The following is a 21,100-nucleotide window of genomic DNA, read 5'->3' as shown; positions in this document are numbered from 1 at the left end:
AGGACCGGCCGGGAGGCAAAATAGTGATCACGACCTCGCCGCCGACCTTCCGGCCGGTCCTCGAACGCATCGCCACCGAGATCGAGCAGACGCCGGGCCGCGGGCGGCCTGCCGACTACATCCCGGCGCTCGCCGCCTGCGACCCGCGCCGCTTCGGCATGGCGGTCGCGGAACTCGACGGCACCGTGTACGGCGTGGGGGACTGGCAGCAGCCGTTCTCCACGCAGTCGCTCACCAAGGTCTTCACGCTCGCCCTCGACCTGGCCCGCGAGGGCGACGAGCTGTGGGAGCACGTGGGCCGCGAACCCTCCGGCAACCCGTTCAACTCCCTGGTGCAGCTGGAGTACGAGAACGGCATCCCCCGCAACCCCTTCATCAACGCGGGCGCCCTCGTCGTCACCGATCGCCTACAGACCCAGACCGGTGATGCGGCCGGCACCCTGCTGGAGTTCCTGCGCGCAGAGAGCGGGAACCCGGAGCTCGCCTTCAACAGGGACGTCGCCTCCTCCGAGGCCGCGCACGGCGACCGAAATGCGGCACTGGGCCACTTCATGGCGTCGTACGGCAACATCGACAACCCGGTGCCCGCGCTGCTGGAGCAGTATTTCCGCCAGTGCTCCATCGAGGCGTCCTGCGCCGATCTCGCGCTCGCCGCCGGGTTCCTGGCCCGGCACGGCATCCGCGCCGACGGCTCCCGGCTGCTCACCCGCAGCCAGGCCAAGCAGGTCAACGCGGTCATGCTCACCTGCGGCACCTACGACGCGGCCGGCGAGTTCGCGTACCGCGTGGGACTGCCCGGCAAGAGCGGCGTCGGCGGTGGCATTGTCGCGGTCGTGCCCGGCCGCTGCACGCTGGCCGTGTGGGGCCCGGGACTCGACAAGCGAGGCAACTCCGTGGCGGGCGTCGCGGCCCTGGACCGCTTCACGACACTGACGGGGCTGTCGGTGTTCTGAGCTGCCCTTCGATGCAACGTCGTGGCGTTGACTTGCCATCAGCCGAGGCCAGAAGCGCCTACGTCGGGGACCGGCTCGGGGGCGCGGGCACGGGGCACCTCCTGCAGGCGGTGCGGGGACAGGCCGCGCCCGGCGCCGCATTCCGAGTGAAGCTCGAGGAGGGTTTCTGAGGGTCGACATGTTGTGCTGCTTCTGCACGGCCACCGCCAAGGCAGGCCGTGGCCGATACTCGCTTGGACACACTGCGCCGCTTCTTCGGTAATGGGCAGGCCCGGTGAGGGCGAGCATCGCATCACCCAGTGGTGTCACAGGCGCTGACTAGCCTGCAGGCCATGGACCTTGATCTCGTGGGACGACGTGCATTGGTGACGGCGAGCAGCGCGGGTATCGGCGCGGTGGTGGCGCGGCGGCTGGCCGATGAAGGATGCGCGGTGCTGGTACACGGCCGCGATCCGGTGCGCAGCAACGCGGTCGCACAGGAGCTGCGCGCCGTCGGCGGGACGGTCGATGTCGTCTTGGGCGACCTTGCCGACGACGCGGCTGCCGAGAAGGTGGCCGAGCAGGCTTACGCCTGGGGCGTGGAAGTGCTGGTTAACAACGCCGGTCCGTTCGTCGAGCACAACTGGGAGACCGCGGAGCCGGCGGCGTGGCTGGAGGCGATGAACGGCAACGTCCTTTCCGCGGTGCGGATGATCCGCGCGTTGGTGCCGTCGATGCGCGAGCGCGGCTGGGGGCGGGTTATCAACGTGGGCAGCCGGGCGGCGACGACTCCGCTGCCGAACATGGTCGAGTACTCGGCGGCGAAGGCGGCGGTGGTCAACATGACCACCAGCCTGGCCCGGCACCTGGCCGGGTCCGGGATCACCGCGAACACTGTGAGCCCCGGGGTGATCGTCACCGACGGGATGCGGCGGATGTTCGAGGACGGGGCCAGCTCTCGTGGCTGGCCGCAGGAGTGGTCGCAGTTGGAGCCGCACGTGGTGGCCGAGTACGCGCCGAACCCCACGGGGCGGCTGGGCACCGCGGAGGACGTCGCGGCCTCAGTGGCGTTTCTGGCCAGCCCGCTGGCCGACTACATCAACGGGATCAACCTACGTGTCGACGGGGGCATCACCTTGGTGCCGTGAGTGACGAGATACGAAGACCCTGACGAACAGAGCGGCCCTTTCCTCGGTAGGTGCCGCATTCGCCGACCGCAGGACCGGGTCAAGGTGGAGCGCCCGCAGCCGAACCCGAGGATGAACGACCTTGACGCGGCCCGAAGGTCGGCCATCATCACGGCGCCGAGGAAGGCCCAGCCGCTTGTCGGTGCCCGTGGAGAGAGAGGAACGACGTTGCCTTGGCCCGCGGTGATCACTGGAGTCGGGTGGGTGACTACCGGGTCGGCCATGGGCCATGCACGAGTGAGGGTCCCGGCCTCGGCGTGAGTGCGAGGCGGGCAAGAGCCCCGCCCTGCTTTCCGAGTCTTCCTGCACGGCGCCCGCGTGAGGCGCGCATCCCAGCGGATCCCAAGACCCGGAGACACACACATGCCGAACGAACCGCATTACCAGCACGAATCCGCGCTGCCGGTGACCTCCGTCCAGTTGAATCACACCGCCATCTACGCCAGGGACCGGCAGCTGTCGGCCGAGTTCCTGGCCGTGGTGTTGGGGTTGAAGGTCGGCGCTCCATTCGGGCCGTTTCTCCCCGTCGACCTCGGCAACGGCGTGACGCTCGACTACTACGAGAAGCGTGATGAGCCGATCCAGTCGCAGCACTACGCGTTCCTCGTGCCTGACGAGGAGTTCGACAACATGATCGCCCGTCTGGAAGCGGTCGGGGCCACGTACTACGCCGACCCCAGCCATACCGAGCCCGGGCAGATCAACCGCCTGTTCGGCGGTCGCGGCGCGTACTTCGATGACCCCGACGGGCACAACATGGAGATTATGACCCGGCCCTACATCCGCCCCTAGCCGACGGCCCATCGGGCCCCGACGAACGGCTCTCCGATCCTCCTGACCCCGGCCCCACACCCCGGGCCGGGTCCGCCGGCAAGGAGGCGCCAGGAGATCGGTGAGGGCCTGCAGGTGGTCGAGAACTGGAACTCGGCGAGCCAGGCCCTGTTCTATGGCAAGGACGGCGACCTGGCCGGGCACGGACAAGGAGAGCCAGGAGGTCAGCATGCTGGCGCTGCACCTGCTCCAGGCCGCCCTGGTCCACGTGAATGCCCTGCTGGTGCAGCAGGTCCTGACCGATCCGAAGTGGACCGACACGCTCACCGACGCCGACCGCCGCGGGCTGTCGCCGCTGTTCTGGACCCATGTGAACCCTTGTCCGGACGAATTCCGTGCGCGGAACCGGTACAACTTCGAATGCATCCTGACCGAGACCGGCCCCGACGCCTGCCGCCTCCAAGCCACCGGGGCCGAGCACCAGGGCCGCGGGTCGGAAGCAGAGCGGGCCGCTCTCCCTGGTGCAGTTCAGTCGTGCCGCCCCGTGGTCACGGACCTGACCGGTCCTCGCGGTCGCGCTCATCGTCGAGGCGGGCAGCCAGGTCGGGCCAGTGCTCGGACCACCGCACCAGATCGCCCGCGGTCAACGACCATCGCGAACGCAGGGCTTCGTCCGGCAGGAAGCGGACGCAGGTCCCCGTGGTCCCGTCGGCTTCGACGGGCTGCAGATCGGTCACCGGGACGCCGTGCTCATAGCGCTGGCTCCAGGATCCGTTGAGACGGCGGTTGGTATGAATCAGCCACTCGCTGAGCGCTGCGACGACGGACATGCCGCGACGCGGATGTCCGTCCGGAAGCCGCTCCGCCTCCGGGAGGTCGAAGAACCGAAGATCCTTCGTGGCCATGACCGGCTTCTTCACCACATGGCCATGCTCGTCGACCCGAGTGTCGGTGCCCCGGCCGTCATCCTTCACTGACACCGAGCCGTCGGTATGCAGCGTGATCACACACCGTCCGCCGCCCCGGCTCGCTGCCTCGTCAGCGGCGTAAGCAACGATCTCGAGAATAAGGTGTTCGGGCCCGCCCGGCGCGAACTCTGCGGATCCCTGGCGGATCTGACCGAGATGACCCGCGTCCACGATGCCGGCCCAATCGTGCGTGGTGTTGACCCAAGAAGCCCTTGATCCATCCATCCGGCAAGTATCCGTCGGGTTCTCGTTCAGGCTGCCGCAACGAACCGCTCAGCAGCAGTCGTCAGGGGCGGGCTCGGTGCTCTCGCCGAGATCCGCGAGGAGGCCGTGGATCCGTTCGGCGATGGCGTTGTGCCGTTCGACCTCGCGGGGCCAGCCTCGTTCAACGGCGTCCTGGGCGAGCTGCTGTTCACGGGCGAGCCGGGACCGCAGGCGCGGTGCGTACTCGCTCGTGGTGAGGAACTTCGAGCAGCGGAGGTAGAGGTCGCACTCGCAGGGGCCTTCGGCGGAGGGCTCGCAGGCAGTGGCCGAGTTCGAGTTCGGTCTTGAAGAAGTGGGTCTTGAGCCAGTTGAGGGTGTCCTCGCCGATCCGGCTGGTCAGCAGTTCCTCTGCGGCCGGGCCCGCGATCCGTCCGCCGGCGGCGATGACCTTCTCGTACTGTGTTCCTCGACCGCTTCCATGAGGCGGTCCAGCTCGGCCCTGGGGATGAACCGCGGCAGCGCGGAGGGGAGTTGGGGCAGGTCCGACCGGCCGAGGAGTGGACGGCCCGGGACATCGCTCCAGCCCCATTGGCTGGTCTCCCGGAAGAACTGAAGTAGCGGGCTGAGGCAGGTGTAGCGGGACCGTGCGGTCAGCGGCCGTCCGGTGCGGGCGTTGGTGTGTTCGTGCAGGTGGGCCATGAAGCCCTCGACGTGCCGACGCTCCAGCTGGGCCATCGCGTCGATGTCGGGGTGAGCCTGGGCGAGCCAGCGCAGGAAGTAGCGGAAGGCGCCGCGCGAATGGCGGACCGACTCCGCGCGATCGCTGGTCTGCAACCGTCCCGACAGCCAGCGCGTCACCGGAGCGGCGAGCGCCGGCGGTGTCTCGGGAGGGGTGAGTTCGGTTCGCCAGAGTTCGGCGGTCTTCAGGCCGTGAAACGGCGTTGACGCGCGGTCCAGAATCTGGTCGGTGCTACTTTCCGCGGCCCCCGCCGGACAACCGGCAGGTAACTACCGAAGCCGAGGAAGTAGCACCATGGACTTTCACATCGATCAGTCTGTCTTCGGGCCGGTCAGGGCTGTCGCGGCCGAGCACGTCGTCGCGCACTGCCTGGCGAGTCAGGGTGGCAGCCCAGTCCTGAAAGGCGGCCGTACCCAAGGGCACGACGTCGTCAACGGAGACCAGCTCGTTGACGCCAAGCTCCTCGTCGCTGCCTCGAACACCGAGCAGAAGAACTATCCGGGGTGCAGGCACAAGCTGCGCCGCGACCTGTGGCGCGCCTTCGATCCGGTCCGTACGACGCTGCTTGCGTTCGTGGAGTTCCCTTCGGACTGGACCGGCACGAGCCGGACCTCGGTTCACTGAGACGGTGATCAGGATTCGGCACGAGGGCAGAGGTCTCTTCCTATTCAGCGTCGCTGAGTTCAACGAGGTTCTCGTGTCGGGGCGCGCTGAGGCCGAGGAGGAGGGGTGGGCATACATCGTCCTCGACCGCGAGTGGCTCGAAGAGCATCGGGTCTACTGAGGCGCCCGCCTGCTACATGCCGCGTCTGTTCCGTCTCAAAGGATCTGGTCCCGTGCCATGCCCCTGACCTGTGGAGACCAGGTCGGTGGAGACAGGCAGCTGAGCCGAATCTCAGTTGATCCGGTCTGCGAAGATACGTCGAGGGCGCACCGAACGGGGATCGTGGCCCTGCTCTCGTAGCGCCACCAAGGTCTGGGTGCGCGAGGCGAGACACCGGGGAGGGCTCTCACCAGGGACGCAACGCATCGGGAAGAAATTTTCCGGACTCCGGTCACATCGAGGTGAGTTGCTCCGTCAGTGCCATGAGAACGCCAAGCAGGCCGATGTGAAGGAGTCCAGTCATGACCAGCACCCCGATCTCCCGGATGCCGAACCCGGTCGAGTTCGTTCCGGAGCTGAACGACATCACCGCCGCCCTGTTCCGTGCCACGGGCAACCGATCGGTGCCGCGCACCACGATGAGCCTGGTACACCTGCGGGCCGGACAGATCGTCGGCAACACATACCTGACCATCCTGAACACCGGATTCCTGCGCAAGGCGGGGACGTCCGAGGAGCGCATCACGGCCGTCTCCTCGTGGCAGGACGCCCCCTACTTCACCGACGCCGAGCGCGCGGCGCTGTCCCTGGTGGAAGCCACCCTCCAGCCTGCCCCGCATGGCCAGGAACGGGTCACCGACGACCTGTACGCGGAAGTGGCCAAGCACTACGACGAGAAGGCCCTGGCCACCTTGACCATCGCAATCGGCCAGATCAACTTCTTCATAGCCCTGGCCGTCATCGGCAAGCCCGCACCCGTAACCTCCCTCGCCGACGAGCAGTGGGACTGACCCAACCCGTCTCAAGTCACCTGGTCCGCCACAAGCGGGAGTGTCTGATCAACGGCCGAAGTGCTTGGCCGCGCCGATGAAGGCCAGCCGTGCAACCGCATCCTTACGCGGACGGCCTGGAGCCGGCGTAGACGCCCGGCAACCTCCCGCCTGAGGTCTCTGCCGGCACCGGTGCGTCGTCGATCACTGCGGCGCCGGCAGCCCGGGCCCCGTGCAGCGCACATCCGTCGCGGGGAGGCTTCCGTCGATGAGGAACGCGGCCACCGTGTCGTCCACGCAGGCGTTGCCCCGGCTGGCGAACACGCCGTGTGAGTAGTCCTCGTCGAGGGTGACCAAGCGCGATCCCGGCAGCAATGCGCGCAGTTCGCGGGCGCCTTCGATGGGCGTCACGGGGTCGTGGGCGGAGGCGACGAGCAGGGCGGGCGGGGCGTCGGGGCCACCCAGCCGGGTGCGGTGGTCGGGGCGGTGGTGCCAGTAGACACAGGCGGAGGCTTCCATGCCTGTCAGGACCGGCTGCGGGTCGAGGCGACGGGTGCGGTGGATGTCCCTCACGATCTCGCGAGTGCTCGATCCGGGGCCGTCGGCGCACTTCACTATGCGGTTGGCGGCTTCGTAGTTGCGGGAGTCCGGGCTGTCGAAAGCGGCGGCGGGGTGGAGAGAGTCGGGGCTGCCGCTGCTCAGATAGGTGCGCAGGCCGTCGGCGAGGCCCGACCAGCGTTCGGTGCGGCCCAGCGCGCGATAGACGGCGCGGTCGAACTCCGCCGGGCCGAAGCCGGCGACAGGCCGTGCGTCGAGCCCCTCGCGGACGCGGAGGTAGGACCGGCGTACGGCCGCCGCGTCGGCCCCCAGACCGAAGCGGTCCGGATGGGCGGCGGCCCAGCCGAAGAAGGTGTCCCGTGCCCGAAGCAGCGCACGGCTCTGGATGACGTCGAAGTCGTACCAGCTCCACGGGCCGACCACGCTGTCGAGGACCATCTTCCCTGTCCGGTACGGGAATTGGGCGGCGTACGCTGCGCCCAGGTAGCTGCCGTACGACACCCCCAGGAAGCTTGTTCGCCGCTCTCCCAGCGCGGCGCGGATCGCGTCCATGTCGTGTGCGGTCTGCTCCGTCGACAGGTACGGGAGCACGTCGCTCGCGGCCTTCGTACAGTCGTCCGCCATGTTCCGCAGCGATGTCAGGTACGTGCGGTCCTCCCCCGGTCCGACGGGTACGGGGTCGGCACCCGGACTTTCGAAGAGCCCACCCATCTCCCCGCAGTCGACGGGCGTGCTCCGCCCGACTCCCCGCGGGTCGAAGCCGATGACGTCGTAGGCGCGCCGCACGCTCTCGAGGAGTTTGGCCCGCTTGGTGACCGCGTACTGCAGGCCTGAGCCGCCCGGACCGCCCGGGTTCACCAGGAGAATGCCCCGCCGCTCGGCGAGAGTTCCGGAGGCGGGCACGCGCGAGACCGCGACCTCGATGCGCTCTCCCTGCGGGTGGTTCCAGTCGAGCGGGACGATCACGCGCCCGCATTCGACGTGGTCGGGTGCGGCGGGCGCCGGTATGGAGTCGGGGCAGGCACCGAAGTGGAGCGCCGGTATCGACGCGTGTGCGGCAGGAACAGGGGACGCAGGCGGCGCGGCGGGTGCGGCGTGGACAGGAGTTGCGGGCAGCAGGACGGCTGCGACCGCGAGAGCGGGGAGCACAGCGGTGGGACGACGCGACAAGGTCTCTCCGTAGGGCGGCATCGGACTGGTAAATGAAAATGATTATCGCTAGCGTATGGGGGACGCAAGCCCGCCCCCTCCCGACCGGAGGGCTCTGCGGGCTGCCTGTCGCCAGAACCACTCGCATGAAAAGGGGAATTGTGGCTCATCTGCTGCTGGTCGAAAGCTGGGTCGGGTCCATGAGCAGACTGCTGCCACGGGCGATCCAGGAGGGCGGATACGAGTTCACGTTCCTCACTCGCGATCTGCACCACTACCTTCGCTCGGCACCCGAGGGCGCGACACACCCCCTGCTCGGCGCCCGCAACATCGTCACTGCCGACACAAACGACATCGATGCCCTGCTGCCCGAGGTGGAGCGGTTGCACTCGGCACTGCGCTTCGATGGTGTGCTCACGTCCTGCGATTACTACCTGCCGACGGTGGCCCGGATCGCCGGACACCTCGGTCTGCCGGGATCGACACCGGAGGCGGTCGAGAACGCCTGCCGCAAGGACGCCACACGCCGCGTCCTCGCGGACGCCGGGGTACCCGGACCGCGCTTCGCCGTGCACGAAGAGTGGGCCGACGTCTCCCGGGCCGCGCGGGAGCTCGGCTACCCGCTGGTCGTCAAGCCCGTCGATCTGTGCGCGGGCATGTATGTGCGCCGCGTCGACGACGAGGAGCAACTCGCCGCCGCAGTAAGGGCGCTGGCCGCATTTCCGGTCAATGCTCGCGGGCAGCGGCGTCAGCCCACCGTCCTGCTCGAAGAGCTGCTGGACGGACCTGAGGTCAGTGTCGAGACGGTGTCCCACGCGGGCGCAGTGCACGTCGTGGGCGTCACCGACAAGAGCGTCGGCGGGGCACCCGCCTTCATCGAGACGGGGCACATGTTCCCTGCCGCCCTTCCTACTGCCGACGCTGGGGCTGCCGAGCAGACGGCCCTCGCCGCGCTCAAGGCCATCGGCCTGATCGACGGCGTCGTGGCGCACACCGAGATCAAGCTGACCCCCGCCGGACCGCGCGTGGTCGAGGTCAATCCGCGGCCCGCGGGCAACCGCATCACCGAACTGGTTCGCCACGTGACCGGCATCGACCTGGCCGCAGCCTTCGTGGAGGTGTCCCTCGGACACGAACCCGACCTGCGACGCAGCGACACAGGACTGCGCAGCGCCGCCATCGGCTTCCTCGTACCGGAGGTCTCGGGCACGCTCGAGTCGCTGCACGACGCCCACCTCTCTGACAGGGAAGGCGTGTTGGAGACGCAGCTCCCTGAGCCCGGGGGGCAGGTCAAGGCCGCGGGCAGCAACAACGAGTACCTCGGACACGTCATGGCAGGCGACTCCGAGGGACTGGGCGCCCGTGACCGCGTAGAGGGACTGCTCGCAGAGCTGCGGTCCGGGTTGGTGATCCGATGACCGCCGTCTCCGGCACGACCCTCCAGGCACCCTTCGCGACGTACGCCTCGTACGACGAGCTCCTGATGGGCGTCCGCGCCGCAGAGCTGGGTCCGGATCCGGCCTCCCAGCGGATCGCCGTGGCGTTCACTACGCGGCAGGCCGTACGGCACGACGGGCGCGGCACTGGCTACCGCAACGAGGTGCTCAGTCTGCGTCTGGGCGGGGCCGTCGGTTCGTGCGCGGTCGAGCCGGGGTCGCTGTCCGACGCCGCGGTCGAGGAGTGTGTGGGTGCCGACGTGGCCCGCCTCCTGGATCATCCGCTGCTGCCGGTGCGGGTGGCCGCGCTGGACGCCTATCTGATGCACGTCACTCCGCACGTTCCGCAGAACGGGGCGCAGTCCGTCGCGCTGCCTGCCGGTACATCGCTGGAGAAGTCCCGCGTCCGGGCGAAGGCCGTCGTCGAGCTGCTCGATCTACCGGCGGGTGCGTCCGTGCTGGTGGTGGGAGTCGTCAACTCCCTTCTGGAGACGCTGCGTTCGCGCGGGCTGAGTTACGTGCCCTGCGATCTCAAGGGCGGGCAGACCGAGTGGGGCGAGACGGTCGTCACCGATGCGTCGGCCGCGGCCGACCACTGCGACGCCCTGCTGGTGTCCGGGATGACACTGGGCAATGCCACCTTCGAGCCGCTGCGACGGCACGCGCTGGCGCGCAGCAAGCAGCTGGTGATGTTCGCCCAGACGGGCAGCGCCGTGCTGCCCCGTTTCCTCGGCCACGGAGTGAGCGCGGTCTGCGCGGAGCCCTACCCGTTCTTCTGGCTCGACGGCGGTCCCGGCGCCCTGTACCGCTACCGCCACAGCGCCTCGTGTACGGAGGCGGGCCGATGACCACGACGGCCGTACGTTCCCCCGCCCGGCCGGAACTGCTCTCTCTGCTCGGCCACACGCCCCTGGTGCGCGTCACCGCCGATCTGCCCGGCCTGCATCCCGGTTTCTGGGCCAAGCTCGAAGGACTCGCAGCGGGGGGCATGAAGGCGCGGGCCGCCGTGTCGATGCTGCTGGGCGCCCGCGAGCGCGGTGAACTGCGTCCGGGCGCACCGGTGGTGGAGTCGACCTCCGGCACGCTCGGCGTCGGACTCGCCTTCGCGGGCCAGGCCCTCGGCCATCCCGTCGTACTGGTCGGCGACAGTGAACTGGAGCCTTCCATGCGGCAGTTGCTGCGCGCCCATGGAGTGCGGCTGGAGATCGTCGACCGGCCGGCAGCCCGGGGCGGCTGGCAGGCTGCCCGCCTGGCCCGGTTGCGCGAACTGCTGGCCGTGCTGCCTGGCGCGTACTGGCCGGATCAGTACAACAACCCTGACAACACCGCCGGTTACGCCTCTCTGGCCGCGGAACTCGTCGACCGGCTGGACCATCTGGACATCCTGGTGTGCAGCGTCGGCACCGGCGGGCACAGCGGGGGCATCATCGGACCGCTGCGGCGGCGCTGGCCCGCGCTGCGCCTGATCGGCGTCGACGCGACCGGCTCCACTATCTTCGGCCAACGCGCCCGGCCGCGGCTGATGCGCGGTCTGGGCAGCAGCATCCACCCCCGCAATGTCGCCTACGACGCCTTCGACGAGGTCCACTGGGTCGGCCCCGCCGAAGCCGTCGACAGCTGCCGCCGCCTGGCCCAGGGCAGTTTCGTCAGCGGCGGCTGGAGCACGGGCGCCGCCGCCCGCGTCGCCGCCTGGGCCGCCCGCGTCCATCCCGGCGCGGTCGTCGCCACCGTCTTCCCCGACGGCCCGCACCGCTACCTCGGCACCGTCTACGACGACGACTTCGCGACGGCCCACGGCCTCGACCTCGCCACGGCAGCCACGCGCCCCGTCGAGATCCCGCACCCCCGTGCGGCCGACGCCACGGGCTGGGCGCGGTGCACCCGTGTCACCGACCCGTTGAAGGCCGTACCCCGCCCGGAAAGGAACACGTGAAGGCCAGCCTGCGCACCGTACGTCTCGAACTCACCGAGCCGCTGCGCATCTCCCGCTCCACCATGTCCGCCCGCGACGCGGTGTGGCTGACCATCGAACACGACGGAATTGCCGGTCACGGCGAGGCCGTCACGAGCGTCTACTACGGTCTCGATACCGAGACCCTGGGACGGCTGCTCACCGAGGTCGGCTCGGCCGTCGCCCGTTTTCCCGACCCCGAGAGCGCCCTGGAGGCCCTGAAGGACGGCGAGTTGGCCGGTACCGGCACTCCCCCGGCCGTCACCGCCGCCGCCGAGTCCGCGCTGCTCGATCTCGTGGGCAAGCGCGCGGGCAGCCCCGTGCACCGGCTGCTCGGCGCCGCGACGGCCCCGGTCACGGCCACCGCCCGCACCATCGGCATCACCTCCCTCACCCACGCTGCCGCCCAGGCCCGCCGTCTCACGGCAGACGGTTTCGAGGTCATCAAGGTCAAGGCAGGGCTCTGCGATCCGGGGGACGATCTGGAACGCGTCCGTGTCATCCGCGACGCCGCACCCCGCGCCCGCCTCCTTCTCGACCCGAACGGCGCGTGGCCGGTCGCACAGGCTGACGCACTCATCGAACGCTTCGCCGAGCTCGGCGTCGAGGCCGTCGAGCAACCCCTCGCGCCGGGGACCCCGGAGGCCCTGGGGGCGCTGGCGGAGCGCTCGCCCGTGCCGGTCATCGCCGACGAGGACGCCGCGAGCCTGGAGGACGTGCGCCGTCTGGCCGGGCGCGTGCAGGGCGTCAATGTGAAGCTCGCCAAGTGCGGAGGAGTCCACGCGGCCCTGCGGATCGCCGAGTTGATCGATGGCAGCGGCACGGAGCTGATGCTGGGCTGTCTTACCGCCAGCAGCCTCGGTCTCGCGCCCGCCGTACATCTCGCCGACCGGGCCCGCTGGGCCGACCTCGACGGGCATCTCCTGCTCGCCCGCGACCCGTGGACCGGGATCGGCGGCGAGGACGGCGTTGTCCGCACAACTACTTTGCCCGGACTGGGTGTTCAGGAGGTAGGCGCGCATGCGGACGTGGCGTGAGATGCGCCGGTTCCCGCTCGCGGTTCAGCTCCTGCTGGTCAACCAGCTCGGCGTCAACACCGGCTTCTACCTCCTGATCCCCTACCTGGCCACCCACCTCACCGACAACCTGGGCATGTCGGCGGCCGTCGTCGGCATCGTGCTCGGCGTGCGCAACCTCAGCCAGCAGGGACTGTTCATCATCGGCGGCTCCGCCTCCGACCGGCTCGGCGCCCGCGGCGTCATCATCGCCGGCTGCGCCCTGCGCACCCTCGGGTTCGCCCTGTTCGCGCTCGGCGACGACCTGGCCGTACTGCTTGCCGCGTCCGTGCTCAGCGGACTCGCCGGAGCGCTGTTCAACCCGGCCGTCCGCACCTACATCGCCCAGGAGACGGACGGACGCAAGGCCGAGGCGTTCGCCCTGTTCAACGTGTTCGCCACCGCCGGCGCCCTGATCGGCCCGCTGCTGGGCAGCGCACTACTGCTCGTGGACTTCCGCACATCCGCGTTGACGGCGGCCGGGATCTTTGCCGTCCTGACCGTCGCGCAGGCCCTCGTGCTGCCGGCCCGCGCCGTCGAACCGAGCAAGGGCACAGTGCTCTCGGACTGGCGCGAGGTCCTGGGCAACCGCGCCTTCCTCGCCTTCGCGCTCGCGATGGTCGGCATGTTCACCCTGGAGAACCAGCTGTACCTGCTGCTGCCCGACGGAGCCCGGCAGGCCACCGGATGGGACGGCGCCGCCGGACTCGTCTTCCTCGTCGGCACCCTCACCAACCTGGCGCTCCAGCTGCGCATCACCCGCGCCCTCAAGTCACGGGGTGCCCGGGCGCGTTGGATCGCCACGGGCCTCGGACTCATGGCACTCGCCTTCCTGCCACCTGCCCTGGTGACGGTCGGCCCCGGCAGCGGTCCGGACGGCGCGCTCGACGCCGTCCTGCGCGCCCTGCCCGTACTGATCGGAGCCCTGCTGCTCTACCTCGGCGTGATGGTCGCCCAGCCGTTCGTGATGGAACTCGTCCCCGACTTCGGCAGGACCGAACTCACCGGCACCTACTTCGGCATCTTCTACGTGGTCTCCGGCATCGCCGCCGCCGTCGGCAACACCGTCGTCGGCTGGGCCATGGACGCCGGGGGGCGCGGCGACGCCGCGTGGCTGCCCTGGGCGTGCTGCGCCCTGTTCGGGCTCGCCTCAGCCCTGGGCGTCGCCTGGCTGCACCGGCTCGGCTCGCTGCCCGCCCAGTCGAAGCCGCTCAAATCCACAACGGCCTGAGAGACGACCGGATGACCCCAGAGACGACACGTATGACCACGGCAACAGTCCGGCACAACCTGCTCACCGACAACCCCGAGCTGTACGAGGCCCGCTTCCCCGACCCCGAACGGCTCGCCGGACACTGGACCGAGGACTGCCTTCGGCGGCAGGATGCGGGACCCCGCGTACTCGACCTGGGCTGCGGCACCGGGCGCGACGCCGCCCACCTGCACGCGGCAGGACGCACGGTCACGGGTGCCGACATATCCCGGGCGATGCTCCAGCACGCCCGCGTCCACCACCCGGGCCCCGAGTACGTCCACGCCGACCTGCACGGATTCGATCTCGGCCGACGCGCCTTCGACGCCGTCGTATGCCTGGACAGCGCCCTGTTGTACTGCCACACCAACGACCAGCTCGACACCTTCCTCGCCTCGTGCCGCCGGGCCCTGGCTCCCGGCGGCCTGCTGATCGCCGAGATGCGCAACGGCGCCTGCCTCCTGGGTAGTTCTGACCTGCTGGACACTCCCGCTGTCCACTCCTTCACCTGGCAGGGCACCGTTCACCGGTCCACCACCACGCTCACGGTGGACCGTACGGCCCAACTCCTGCGCCGTACGCGCGAGTGGACCGCGGAGGACGGATCGGAGCCGGTCGAGCAGCGGTCCGCATGGCGGCTGCTGTTCCCTCAGGAGCTGCGGCACCTGCTGACGTCGTACGGCTTCGACATCCTCGAACTCCACGACGGTCCCGGCCCGCGCACCGAACCGCCTTGGCAGGAAGGCGAGTTGCCAGGAAACACGGCCGAGGCGGACCGGCTGCATGTCGTCGCCCGCCTCACCACCCCTCACTGAGCACATCTCACCACCCCTACCGACCCATCCGCCCCACCACACCCCAAGGATCTCCATGCACGACGAACGCTTCCCCGGCCTGCGCCGCCGCGGCTTCCTCGCCGCCACCGGCGCCGCCTCGCTCGGCGCGCTCGCCCTCACCGGATGCGGCGGCTCCGCCCAGGAAGGCTCCGACGCCAAGGGCGACGGCGCACCGAAGCGAGGCGGCCGGCTCCGCGCCGCATTCGCGGGCGGCGGCGCCAGCGAGACCCTCGACCCGCACCTGGCCAACCTCTTCGCCGACGTCGCGCGGGCCAAGGCGCTGTTCGACAAGCTCGCCGACTACGGAGCCGACCTCTCGGCGCAGCCCCGCCTCGCCGAGAAGTGGGAGACCAATAAGACCCTTGACCGCTGGGAGGTCACCCTCCGCAAGGCCACCTTCCACGACGGCAAGCCGGTCACCGCCGCCGACATCCTCTACAGCTACCGCCGGATAGCCGACCCGAAGCAGGCGTTCCGCGCCAAGGCGTCCCTGGAGCCCATCGACCTCGACGCCAGCCGTGCGACCGGCCGGCGGTCGATCCAGTTCGTCCTCAAGCGGCCCACCGCGGAATTCCCCAACATCCTGGCTGCCTTCGGCGCGTACATCGTCCCGGAGAACGCCTCCGACTTCGACAAGAAGCCGATCGGCTCCGGCCCGTTCCGGTTCGTCTCCTTCTCCCCCGGCCGCTCCGCAGTCTTCCGTCGCTACGACGACTACTGGGAGGGCGCCCCGCACCTCGACGAGCTCGAACTCGTCGTCGCCAACGAGGAGTCCGCCCGTGTCAACGCGCTCCTCGGCGGCCAGGTCGAGTACGCCCATGAGCTCGACCCCACCACTGCGCGTGCCCACGAGGGCAAGGGCCGGATCGAGATCGTGCGGCTGCGCAACAGCGCCATGCAGGCGTTCTGCATGAAGACCGACCGGGCCCCCTTCGACGACAAGCGGGTGCGCGAGGCGTTCTTCCTCATCGCCGACCGCAAGGAGCTCGTCGACGGCGCCCTGTCCGGCGCGGGCACGATCGGCAACGACCTGTTCGGCAAGGGCTACGAGTACTACGCCGACGGCCTCCCCCAGCGCGAGCAGGACCTCGACAAGGCCCGCGCCCTGCTCAAGAAGGCCGGCGCCGAGAACCTGAAGGTCACCCTCGACACCTCGGCCGTGGCCGCCGGATTCACCGAGGCCGCGGGCATTTTCCGCGACCAGGCGAAGAAGGCGGGCGTCACGATCGACGTGAAGATGGGCAGCAAGGACTCCTACTGGGCCGACATCCTCAACAGCGGCGCCCTGTGCTGCTACCGCTCCGGGGCCATGCCCATCGAGGCCCACATCTCCCAGCGCCTACTCACCGGCTCCACCACCAACGCCACCAAGTGGCAGCACAAGGACTTCGACGCCCTGTACCAGCAGGCACAGTCCACCCGCGACAAGACGGAACGAGCGGCCGTCTACGAGCGCATGCAGCGCCGTCTGTACGCCGAAGGCGGATTCCTCGTGTGGGGCTTCGCCGACTGGATCCTCGGAACCGCCCGAAATCTGCGGGGAGTTGAGAACGAGGCGCCCGCCAACTCGCTCGACTGGGCCCGCTTCGACAAGGTCTGGCTGGCGTGAGCGGACTGCGTTCCTTCGTCGCCCGGCGGCTGCTCCTCGGTGCCGCGCAGACCGTGGCCGTCGTGCTGCTGGTTTTCGCGCTCACCGAGGCGCTGCCGGGCGACGCCGCCGTCGCCCTGGCCGGCGACCAGCCCGACCCCGCCCGCATCGCCGCCATCCGCGAGGCCATGGACCTCGACCGGCCCGCCGTCGAGCGGCTCGCCGACTGGACGACGGGCCTGCTCCACGGCGACCTCGGCACCTCCCTGGCCTCCGGCCGCCCGGTCGCCCAGTACCTCACCGACGGCTTCGGCCCGACCCTGCTGCTGGCGACGCTGACCGTGGCCCTGCTCGTCCCGGTCGGCTTCGGCCTCGGCATGCTCGCCGCCCGCCGCGAAGGCGGCCTCGCCGACCGGCTGATCAGCTCGGTCACGCTCGCGGTGTACGCGGTCCCCGAATTCGCCCTCGGTGTGCTGCTGGTGACCGCCCTCGCCTTGCGCCTCGACTGGCTGCCGCCGACCGCCATCGGCTACGGCACCGACCTGCTCAGCCACCCCGCCGCGCTCGTCCTGCCCGTACTGGTCCTGCTGTCCCGCCCGGTGTGCTCCCTCTCCCGCCTGGTGCGGGCGGGCATGATCGACGCACTCGCCTCCCCGTACGTGGCCCAGGCCCGCCGCTACGGCATCTCGGGCACCAGGATCCGCCTCACGCATGCCCTGCCCAACGCGCTCGCACCCGCCGTCCAGCAACTGGCCCGCACCGTCGACTGGTTGCTGTGCGGCGTCATCGTCGTGGAGGCGCTCTACACGATCCCCGGCCTCGGCACCGTCCTGCTCGGCGCCGTCGCCGAACGCGACCTGCCGGTGGTCCAGGGGCTTGCTGTGGTGTTCGGCACGCTGACCGTCGTACTGAACCTGGGGGCTGATCTCGTCGCCCACCGCCTCTCACCCCGGACGGAGGTGGCGGCATGACGAAGTTTCGCACCGGCCGCTTCACCCTTGGCGTCACGGTCGTCGCCGTCCCCCTCGTACTCGCCCTGCTGGGCCCGCTGTTCGCGGGTGAAGCGGGGCCGCGTACGACGTCCTTCACCCTCGGCGAGGGGCACTGGCTGGGCACCGACTTCGTGGGCCGGGACGTATGGGGCCAGGTGCTGCACGGCGGCCGGCCGGTCGTGCTGACCGCGCTCGCCGCCACCGCCCTGTCGTATCTCGTCGCGCTCCCGCTCGCCCTCGCCGGTGCGCTCACCCGTCGCCGCTGGCTGGACGAGCTACTGATGCGCCCTGTCGATGTCCTGCTCGCCGTCCCGTCACTGCTGCTGATCATGTTGGCCGCCACGGTGTTCTCCCCCGGTCCTGTCGGACTCGCCCTGCTGGTGGCGCTCGTGAACGTGCCCGACGCGGCCCGCCTCATACGCGCCACCGCCGCTGAGGCCGCCGCCCGCCCCGCCGTCGAGGCGCTGCGCATGCAGGGCGAGACCTGGTGGTGCATCGCCGTCGGCTACGTCGGCCGGTCGATCCTGCGCACCCTGGCCGCCGACGCCGGAACCCGGCTGACCGGTGTGCTCTACCTGGTCGCCACCGCCGCGTTCCTCGGTGTCGGGGTCGCCCCGGACGCCGCCGACTGGGCGGTCATGGTCGACCGCAACCGCACCGGCCTTTTCGTCCAGCCGTGGGCCGTCGTGGTCCCCGCCCTCCTCATCGTCGCCCTGACGATGGGCATCAACCTCCTCTTCGACGCGGCACTCGCGAACGGCCGCCGAAGCAACCACGTCCGGGCAGGGAGCGAAGCACACCCGTGAACCACACACATGACACCCCGCCCCCGCCCGGCACTCCCGGGGCACCGGTGGCCGAGATCCGGAACCTGCGCGTCGAGATTGACGGCCGAGCGATCGTCGACGGCGTGAGCCTCAAAGCTCTTCCAGGGAAGGTCACCGCCCTGGTCGGCGCATCCGGCAGCGGCAAGACCACCACCGGCCTCGCGCTGCTCGGCGAGCACCCGCCCGGCGCCCACGTCACCGGCGACATCCACCTACCGGCCGACGGAGCGGTCGGCTACATCCCCCAGCACCCGGCCGCCGCACTCAACCCCGCCCGCCGCATCTCGGCCATCCTGACGGACATCGCACGGGCCCAGGTACGCCACCTGCCCCGCGGCCGTCAGCAAGCGGCCGCCCGCGAACGAGTCCTGCGGTCCCTCGCCGACGCCCAACTCCCGAACGCTGAACACCTTTTGGGACGCTACCCGCATCAGCTCTCCGGCGGCCAACAGCAGCGCGTGGTCCTCGCCCAAGCGCTGCTCCTCGGCGCCCGGGTCATCGTGGCCGACGAGCCCACCACCGGCCAGGACGCCCTGACCAAGGCCCGTATCGTCGACCAGCTGGCGGCCGTCGCGGCACGCGGCATCGCCGTCGTCCTGCTCAGCCATGACCTGGACGTCGTACGGGTACTCGCCGACGAGGTGATCGTCATGCGGGCGGGACGCGTCGTGGAGTCGGGCCCGGCGGAACATCTACTGCTCGCTCCCGAGCACGAGTGGACGCGCCAACTGCTGTCGGACCGCGCGGAGTTCCCAGACCCACCGACCACCACCGGCCGCCCAGTCCTGCACATACGCGACCTGACCGCCCACCACCGCACCGCCACACGGGGCAGGACCGAGGTGATGCACATCCCCGAACTGACCCTGCACGCAGGGGAATGTCTGGTCCTCCTCGGTCGCTCCGGCAGCGGCAAGACGACCCTCGCCCGTTGCCTGGCCGGGCTCCACCGCGAACACGACGGGGAGATCTTCCTCGACGGCACGCCGCTGCCGCGCAGCCTGCGCGACCGCGGGCGCGCCCAACTGGCATACGTGCAGTACGTCTTCCAGGACGCGCGCGCCGCCTTCGACGAACACCGGCCCGTCCTGCACCAGATCGCCCGCACCGCGATCCGGCTGCGCGGCACGGAGCCCTCCGCCGCGACGCACGAGGCCTTGACCACTCTGGCCCGTCTGGGCCTCCCCGAGGATCTGGCCCGGCGCCGCCCCGGCGAGCTGTCCGGCGGCGAGCTCCAGCGCGCGGCCCTGGCCCGTGCCCTGCTCGCCCGGCCCCGTGTCCTCATCTGCGACGAGATCACCTCTGGCCTCGACACAATCACCCGCCGGGACATCCTCGCCACTCTCACCGGCCTGCTCACGGACCGCGACGAATTGTCCCTCGTCCTGATCACCCATGACCTGGCCACCGCCGCACTGGGCCACCGCGTCGCCGTCCTGGACGCCGGCGAACTCGTCGAACAGGGACCGGCCCGACGAGTCCTCACCGCCCCGGACCATCCGTTCACCAAGTCACTCGTGGAGAGCCGGCCCCGCTTCGGGGCGGGAGCAGGCATGGAAACTTGGTAACGGTATCCATTTTCATATAGCCTCAATCCGCCGATGCACCCATCGCACCACCGTCCAGCACCACCCAGGAGGACCCCATGGCCGTACCCAAGCGGAAGATGTCCCGCAGCAACACCCGCCACCGCCGCGCCCAATGGAAGGCGACGACGGCGCAGCTCGCACCGATCACCGTGGAGGGCGTTTCCTATCTGGTACCTCAGCGGCTGGTGAAGGCTTACGAGCGCGGACTGCTCCGCCCGGAGGGCTGAACGCCGTGCCCTACGACCACTCCGACCGCCTCGATCGGCTGCCGGTCACCGTCCTTTCCGGCTTCCTGGGCGCCGGCAAGACCACCCTGCTCAATCACATCCTCGGCAATCGCGAGGGCCTGCGCGTCGCCGTCATCGTCAACGACATGAGTGAGATCAACATCGACGCCGCCCTGGTGCGCGGCGGCGAAGCCGCCCTGTCGCGCACCGAGGAGCGGCTGGTCGAGATGACCAACGGCTGCATCTGTTGCACCCTGCGCAACGACCTGCTGGAAGAGGTCGACCGGCTCGCCCGCGAGGGCCGCTTCGACTACCTCCTCATCGAGTCGTCCGGCATCTCCGAACCCATGCCGGTGGCCGCCACCTTCGCTTTCGCCCGCGACGACGGAGCAACCCTCGGCGACCTCGCCCGCCTCGACACCATGGCCACGGTCGTCGACGCCGCGAACTTCCTGACCGAACTGGCAAGCGGTGACGAACTCGTCGAGCGCGGCCTGGACCAGTACGAGAACGACGAACGCACCGTCAGTGACCTGCTGATGGACCAGATCGAGTTCGCGGACGTCATCGTCCTCAACAAGCTCGACCTGGTCGACGCCCAGACCGCCGACCGGCTGCAGGCCACCCTCGCCCGGCTCAATCCGGCCGCACGCATCGTCCCCGTCCTCCACGGCCGCGTACCACTCGACGACGTTCTCGGCACCCGGCTCTTCGACCTGGAACGGGCGCAGCAGGCTCCGGGCTGGGTCATGGAACTCAACGGCGACCATGTGCCCGAGACGGAGGAGTACGGCATCTCCTCCACCGTCTTCCGTTCCCAACTGCCCTTCCACCCGGGCAGGTTGTGGACCTTCGTGACCGAGGAGCTCGACAGCGGAGCCTACGGCCGGGTCCTGCGCTCCAAGGGCTTCTTCACCCTGGCCAGCCGCCCGCACGTGATGGGCCTGTGGTCACAGGCCGGCTCCGTGGCCCGCTTCGAACCCTCCAGCGCCCACGACAGCGACAGTGCCGACGCTCAGGAACTGGTCTTCATCGGCACGGACCTGCACGCGGACGCGCTGCGAGCGGCCCTGACCGACTGCCTCATGGCGGATGGCGAGCACCTGCCGAGCGTGGACCCGTTCCCCGCCTGGGACACCTACGGCATCGATGACGCCTGCGAGCACGAGAGCCCTGCACTGGCGGCGAGTCCCTGAAGACTCCGGGCCGGACGGTGGACGCAGCCACGGCACCGTCCGGCCCGGTA

Annotated in this window: 21 protein-coding genes and 1 pseudogene; 19 read left to right on the top strand and 3 right to left on the bottom strand. The window is 70.0% G+C overall.

What is annotated here, in order from left to right:
* Nucleotides 1–20: 20 nt before the first annotated feature.
* From ACY0PA_RS42320 to ACY0PA_RS42305, 4 genes and pseudogenes are all read left to right on the top strand, one after another.
* Nucleotides 21–953 carry a glutaminase gene (locus ACY0PA_RS42320; RefSeq protein WP_473086607.1) on the top strand — a complete coding sequence of 311 codons (933 nt, stop codon included), beginning with the start codon at nt 21–23 and terminating at the stop codon, nt 951–953.
* Between the two features lie 332 nt (nt 954–1,285).
* Nucleotides 1,286–2,080 (top strand): SDR family NAD(P)-dependent oxidoreductase, encoded by a 795-nt coding sequence (locus ACY0PA_RS42315; RefSeq protein ID WP_473082630.1) that lies wholly within the window; start codon nt 1,286–1,288, stop codon nt 2,078–2,080.
* A 402-nt stretch (nt 2,081–2,482) separates the two neighbouring features.
* Entirely contained in the window at nt 2,483–2,911 is a 429-nt protein-coding gene (locus ACY0PA_RS42310; RefSeq protein ID WP_473082629.1) for a VOC family protein, read from the top strand.
* A 154-nt stretch (nt 2,912–3,065) separates the two neighbouring features.
* Nucleotides 3,066–3,209 (top strand): annotated as a pseudogene (locus ACY0PA_RS42305) (hypothetical protein); the annotation flags it as partial.
* Between the two features lie 229 nt (nt 3,210–3,438).
* Here ACY0PA_RS42305 and ACY0PA_RS42300 read toward each other — a convergent pair.
* A complete protein-coding gene (locus ACY0PA_RS42300) occupies nt 3,439–4,029 on the bottom strand; it encodes an ATP-binding protein (RefSeq protein WP_473082628.1) in 591 nt (196 codons plus the stop codon).
* 429 nt (nt 4,030–4,458) lie between these two features.
* Nucleotides 4,459–4,920 carry a hypothetical protein gene (locus ACY0PA_RS42295; protein ID WP_473082627.1) on the bottom strand — a complete coding sequence of 154 codons (462 nt, stop codon included), beginning with the start codon at nt 4,918–4,920 and terminating at the stop codon, nt 4,459–4,461.
* A gap of 175 nt (nt 4,921–5,095) precedes the next feature.
* On the opposite strand from ACY0PA_RS42295, the gene ACY0PA_RS42290 reads away from it, so the two are divergent.
* The 3 genes from ACY0PA_RS42290 (at nt 5,096) to ACY0PA_RS42280 (ending at nt 6,415) form a co-directional block, all read left to right on the top strand.
* Entirely contained in the window at nt 5,096–5,425 is a 330-nt protein-coding gene (locus tag ACY0PA_RS42290) for a hypothetical protein (protein WP_473082626.1), read from the top strand.
* 4 nt (nt 5,426–5,429) lie between these two features.
* Complete coding sequence (locus tag ACY0PA_RS42285; RefSeq protein WP_473082625.1) at nt 5,430–5,585, top strand: hypothetical protein; 156 nt, start codon at nt 5,430–5,432, stop codon at nt 5,583–5,585.
* A 341-nt stretch (nt 5,586–5,926) separates the two neighbouring features.
* Nucleotides 5,927–6,415 (top strand): carboxymuconolactone decarboxylase family protein, encoded by a 489-nt coding sequence (locus tag ACY0PA_RS42280; protein WP_473082624.1) that lies wholly within the window; start codon nt 5,927–5,929, stop codon nt 6,413–6,415.
* A gap of 183 nt (nt 6,416–6,598) precedes the next feature.
* Here the strand turns inward: ACY0PA_RS42280 and ACY0PA_RS42275 are convergent, their stop codons facing one another.
* Nucleotides 6,599–8,122: an alpha/beta hydrolase gene (locus tag ACY0PA_RS42275; protein WP_473082623.1), complete on the bottom strand. Its 1,524-nt coding sequence runs from the start codon at nt 8,120–8,122 to the stop codon at nt 6,599–6,601.
* Between the two features lie 140 nt (nt 8,123–8,262).
* Between ACY0PA_RS42275 and ACY0PA_RS42270 the strand changes: the two genes are divergently transcribed.
* The 12 genes from ACY0PA_RS42270 to ACY0PA_RS42215 all read left to right on the top strand — a co-directional run bounded on the left by ACY0PA_RS42270 (nt 8,263) and on the right by ACY0PA_RS42215 (nt 21,050).
* Entirely contained in the window at nt 8,263–9,519 is a 1,257-nt protein-coding gene (locus ACY0PA_RS42270) for an ATP-grasp domain-containing protein (RefSeq protein WP_473086606.1), read from the top strand.
* Nucleotides 9,516–10,385, top strand: coding sequence for a Rossmann-like domain-containing protein (locus ACY0PA_RS42265; RefSeq protein WP_473082622.1), 870 nt, complete (start codon nt 9,516–9,518; stop codon nt 10,383–10,385). The genes ACY0PA_RS42270 and ACY0PA_RS42265 overlap by 4 nt, the downstream gene beginning before the upstream one ends.
* The gene (locus ACY0PA_RS42260) at nt 10,382–11,470 is read left to right on the top strand and encodes a PLP-dependent cysteine synthase family protein (RefSeq protein ID WP_473082621.1); all 1,089 of its coding nucleotides are present in this window, start codon (nt 10,382–10,384) and stop codon (nt 11,468–11,470) included. The genes ACY0PA_RS42265 and ACY0PA_RS42260 overlap by 4 nt, the downstream gene beginning before the upstream one ends.
* A complete protein-coding gene (locus ACY0PA_RS42255) occupies nt 11,467–12,525 on the top strand; it encodes a dipeptide epimerase (protein WP_473082620.1) in 1,059 nt (352 codons plus the stop codon). Before ACY0PA_RS42260 ends, ACY0PA_RS42255 begins: the two co-directional genes overlap by 4 nt.
* Entirely contained in the window at nt 12,509–13,774 is a 1,266-nt protein-coding gene (locus ACY0PA_RS42250; protein WP_473082619.1) for an MFS transporter, read from the top strand. The genes ACY0PA_RS42255 and ACY0PA_RS42250 overlap by 17 nt, the downstream gene beginning before the upstream one ends.
* A gap of 32 nt (nt 13,775–13,806) precedes the next feature.
* Entirely contained in the window at nt 13,807–14,610 is an 804-nt protein-coding gene (locus tag ACY0PA_RS42245; RefSeq protein WP_473082618.1) for a class I SAM-dependent methyltransferase, read from the top strand.
* Between the two features lie 55 nt (nt 14,611–14,665).
* On the top strand, nt 14,666–16,240 hold the full coding sequence (locus tag ACY0PA_RS42240) for an ABC transporter substrate-binding protein (protein ID WP_473082617.1): 1,575 nt from the start codon (nt 14,666–14,668) through the stop codon (nt 16,238–16,240).
* On the top strand, nt 16,237–17,190 hold the full coding sequence (locus tag ACY0PA_RS42235; protein ID WP_473082616.1) for an ABC transporter permease: 954 nt from the start codon (nt 16,237–16,239) through the stop codon (nt 17,188–17,190). The genes ACY0PA_RS42240 and ACY0PA_RS42235 overlap by 4 nt, the downstream gene beginning before the upstream one ends.
* Nucleotides 17,187–18,017 (top strand): ABC transporter permease, encoded by an 831-nt coding sequence (locus ACY0PA_RS42230; RefSeq protein WP_473082615.1) that lies wholly within the window; start codon nt 17,187–17,189, stop codon nt 18,015–18,017. Before ACY0PA_RS42235 ends, ACY0PA_RS42230 begins: the two co-directional genes overlap by 4 nt.
* Nucleotides 18,014–19,606 (top strand): ABC transporter ATP-binding protein, encoded by a 1,593-nt coding sequence (locus tag ACY0PA_RS42225; protein ID WP_473082614.1) that lies wholly within the window; start codon nt 18,014–18,016, stop codon nt 19,604–19,606. Before ACY0PA_RS42230 ends, ACY0PA_RS42225 begins: the two co-directional genes overlap by 4 nt.
* 77 nt (nt 19,607–19,683) lie before the next feature.
* Complete coding sequence (rpmF, locus tag ACY0PA_RS42220; RefSeq protein WP_473082613.1) at nt 19,684–19,854, top strand: 50S ribosomal protein L32; 171 nt, start codon at nt 19,684–19,686, stop codon at nt 19,852–19,854.
* 5 nt (nt 19,855–19,859) lie between these two features.
* Complete coding sequence (locus ACY0PA_RS42215) at nt 19,860–21,050, top strand: GTP-binding protein (protein WP_473082612.1); 1,191 nt, start codon at nt 19,860–19,862, stop codon at nt 21,048–21,050.
* Nucleotides 21,051–21,100: the final 50 nt, after the last annotated feature.

The organism is Streptomyces sp. DS1-CR2, from assembly GCF_055760475.1.
This window is presented reverse-complemented; position numbering and strand designations above follow the sequence as displayed.

Excerpts from the sequence above, each read along its gene's own strand:
- ACY0PA_RS42315 (WP_473082630.1), top strand. The coding sequence starts at position 1,286 with ATGGACCTTGATCTCGTGGGACGACGTGCATTGGTGACGGCGAGCAGC.
- ACY0PA_RS42310 (WP_473082629.1), top strand. The coding sequence starts at position 2,483 with ATGCCGAACGAACCGCATTACCAGCACGAATCCGCGCTGCCGGTGACC.
- ACY0PA_RS42290 (WP_473082626.1), top strand. The coding sequence starts at position 5,096 with ATGGACTTTCACATCGATCAGTCTGTCTTCGGGCCGGTCAGGGCTGTC.
- ACY0PA_RS42280 (WP_473082624.1), top strand. The coding sequence starts at position 5,927 with ATGACCAGCACCCCGATCTCCCGGATGCCGAACCCGGTCGAGTTCGTT.
- ACY0PA_RS42265 (WP_473082622.1), top strand. The coding sequence starts at position 9,516 with ATGACCGCCGTCTCCGGCACGACCCTCCAGGCACCCTTCGCGACGTAC.
- ACY0PA_RS42260 (WP_473082621.1), top strand. The coding sequence starts at position 10,382 with ATGACCACGACGGCCGTACGTTCCCCCGCCCGGCCGGAACTGCTCTCT.
- ACY0PA_RS42250 (WP_473082619.1), top strand. The coding sequence starts at position 12,509 with ATGCGGACGTGGCGTGAGATGCGCCGGTTCCCGCTCGCGGTTCAGCTC.
- ACY0PA_RS42245 (WP_473082618.1), top strand. The coding sequence starts at position 13,807 with ATGACCACGGCAACAGTCCGGCACAACCTGCTCACCGACAACCCCGAG.
- ACY0PA_RS42240 (WP_473082617.1), top strand. The coding sequence starts at position 14,666 with ATGCACGACGAACGCTTCCCCGGCCTGCGCCGCCGCGGCTTCCTCGCC.
- ACY0PA_RS42230 (WP_473082615.1), top strand. The coding sequence starts at position 17,187 with ATGACGAAGTTTCGCACCGGCCGCTTCACCCTTGGCGTCACGGTCGTC.
- rpmF (WP_473082613.1), top strand. The coding sequence starts at position 19,684 with ATGGCCGTACCCAAGCGGAAGATGTCCCGCAGCAACACCCGCCACCGC.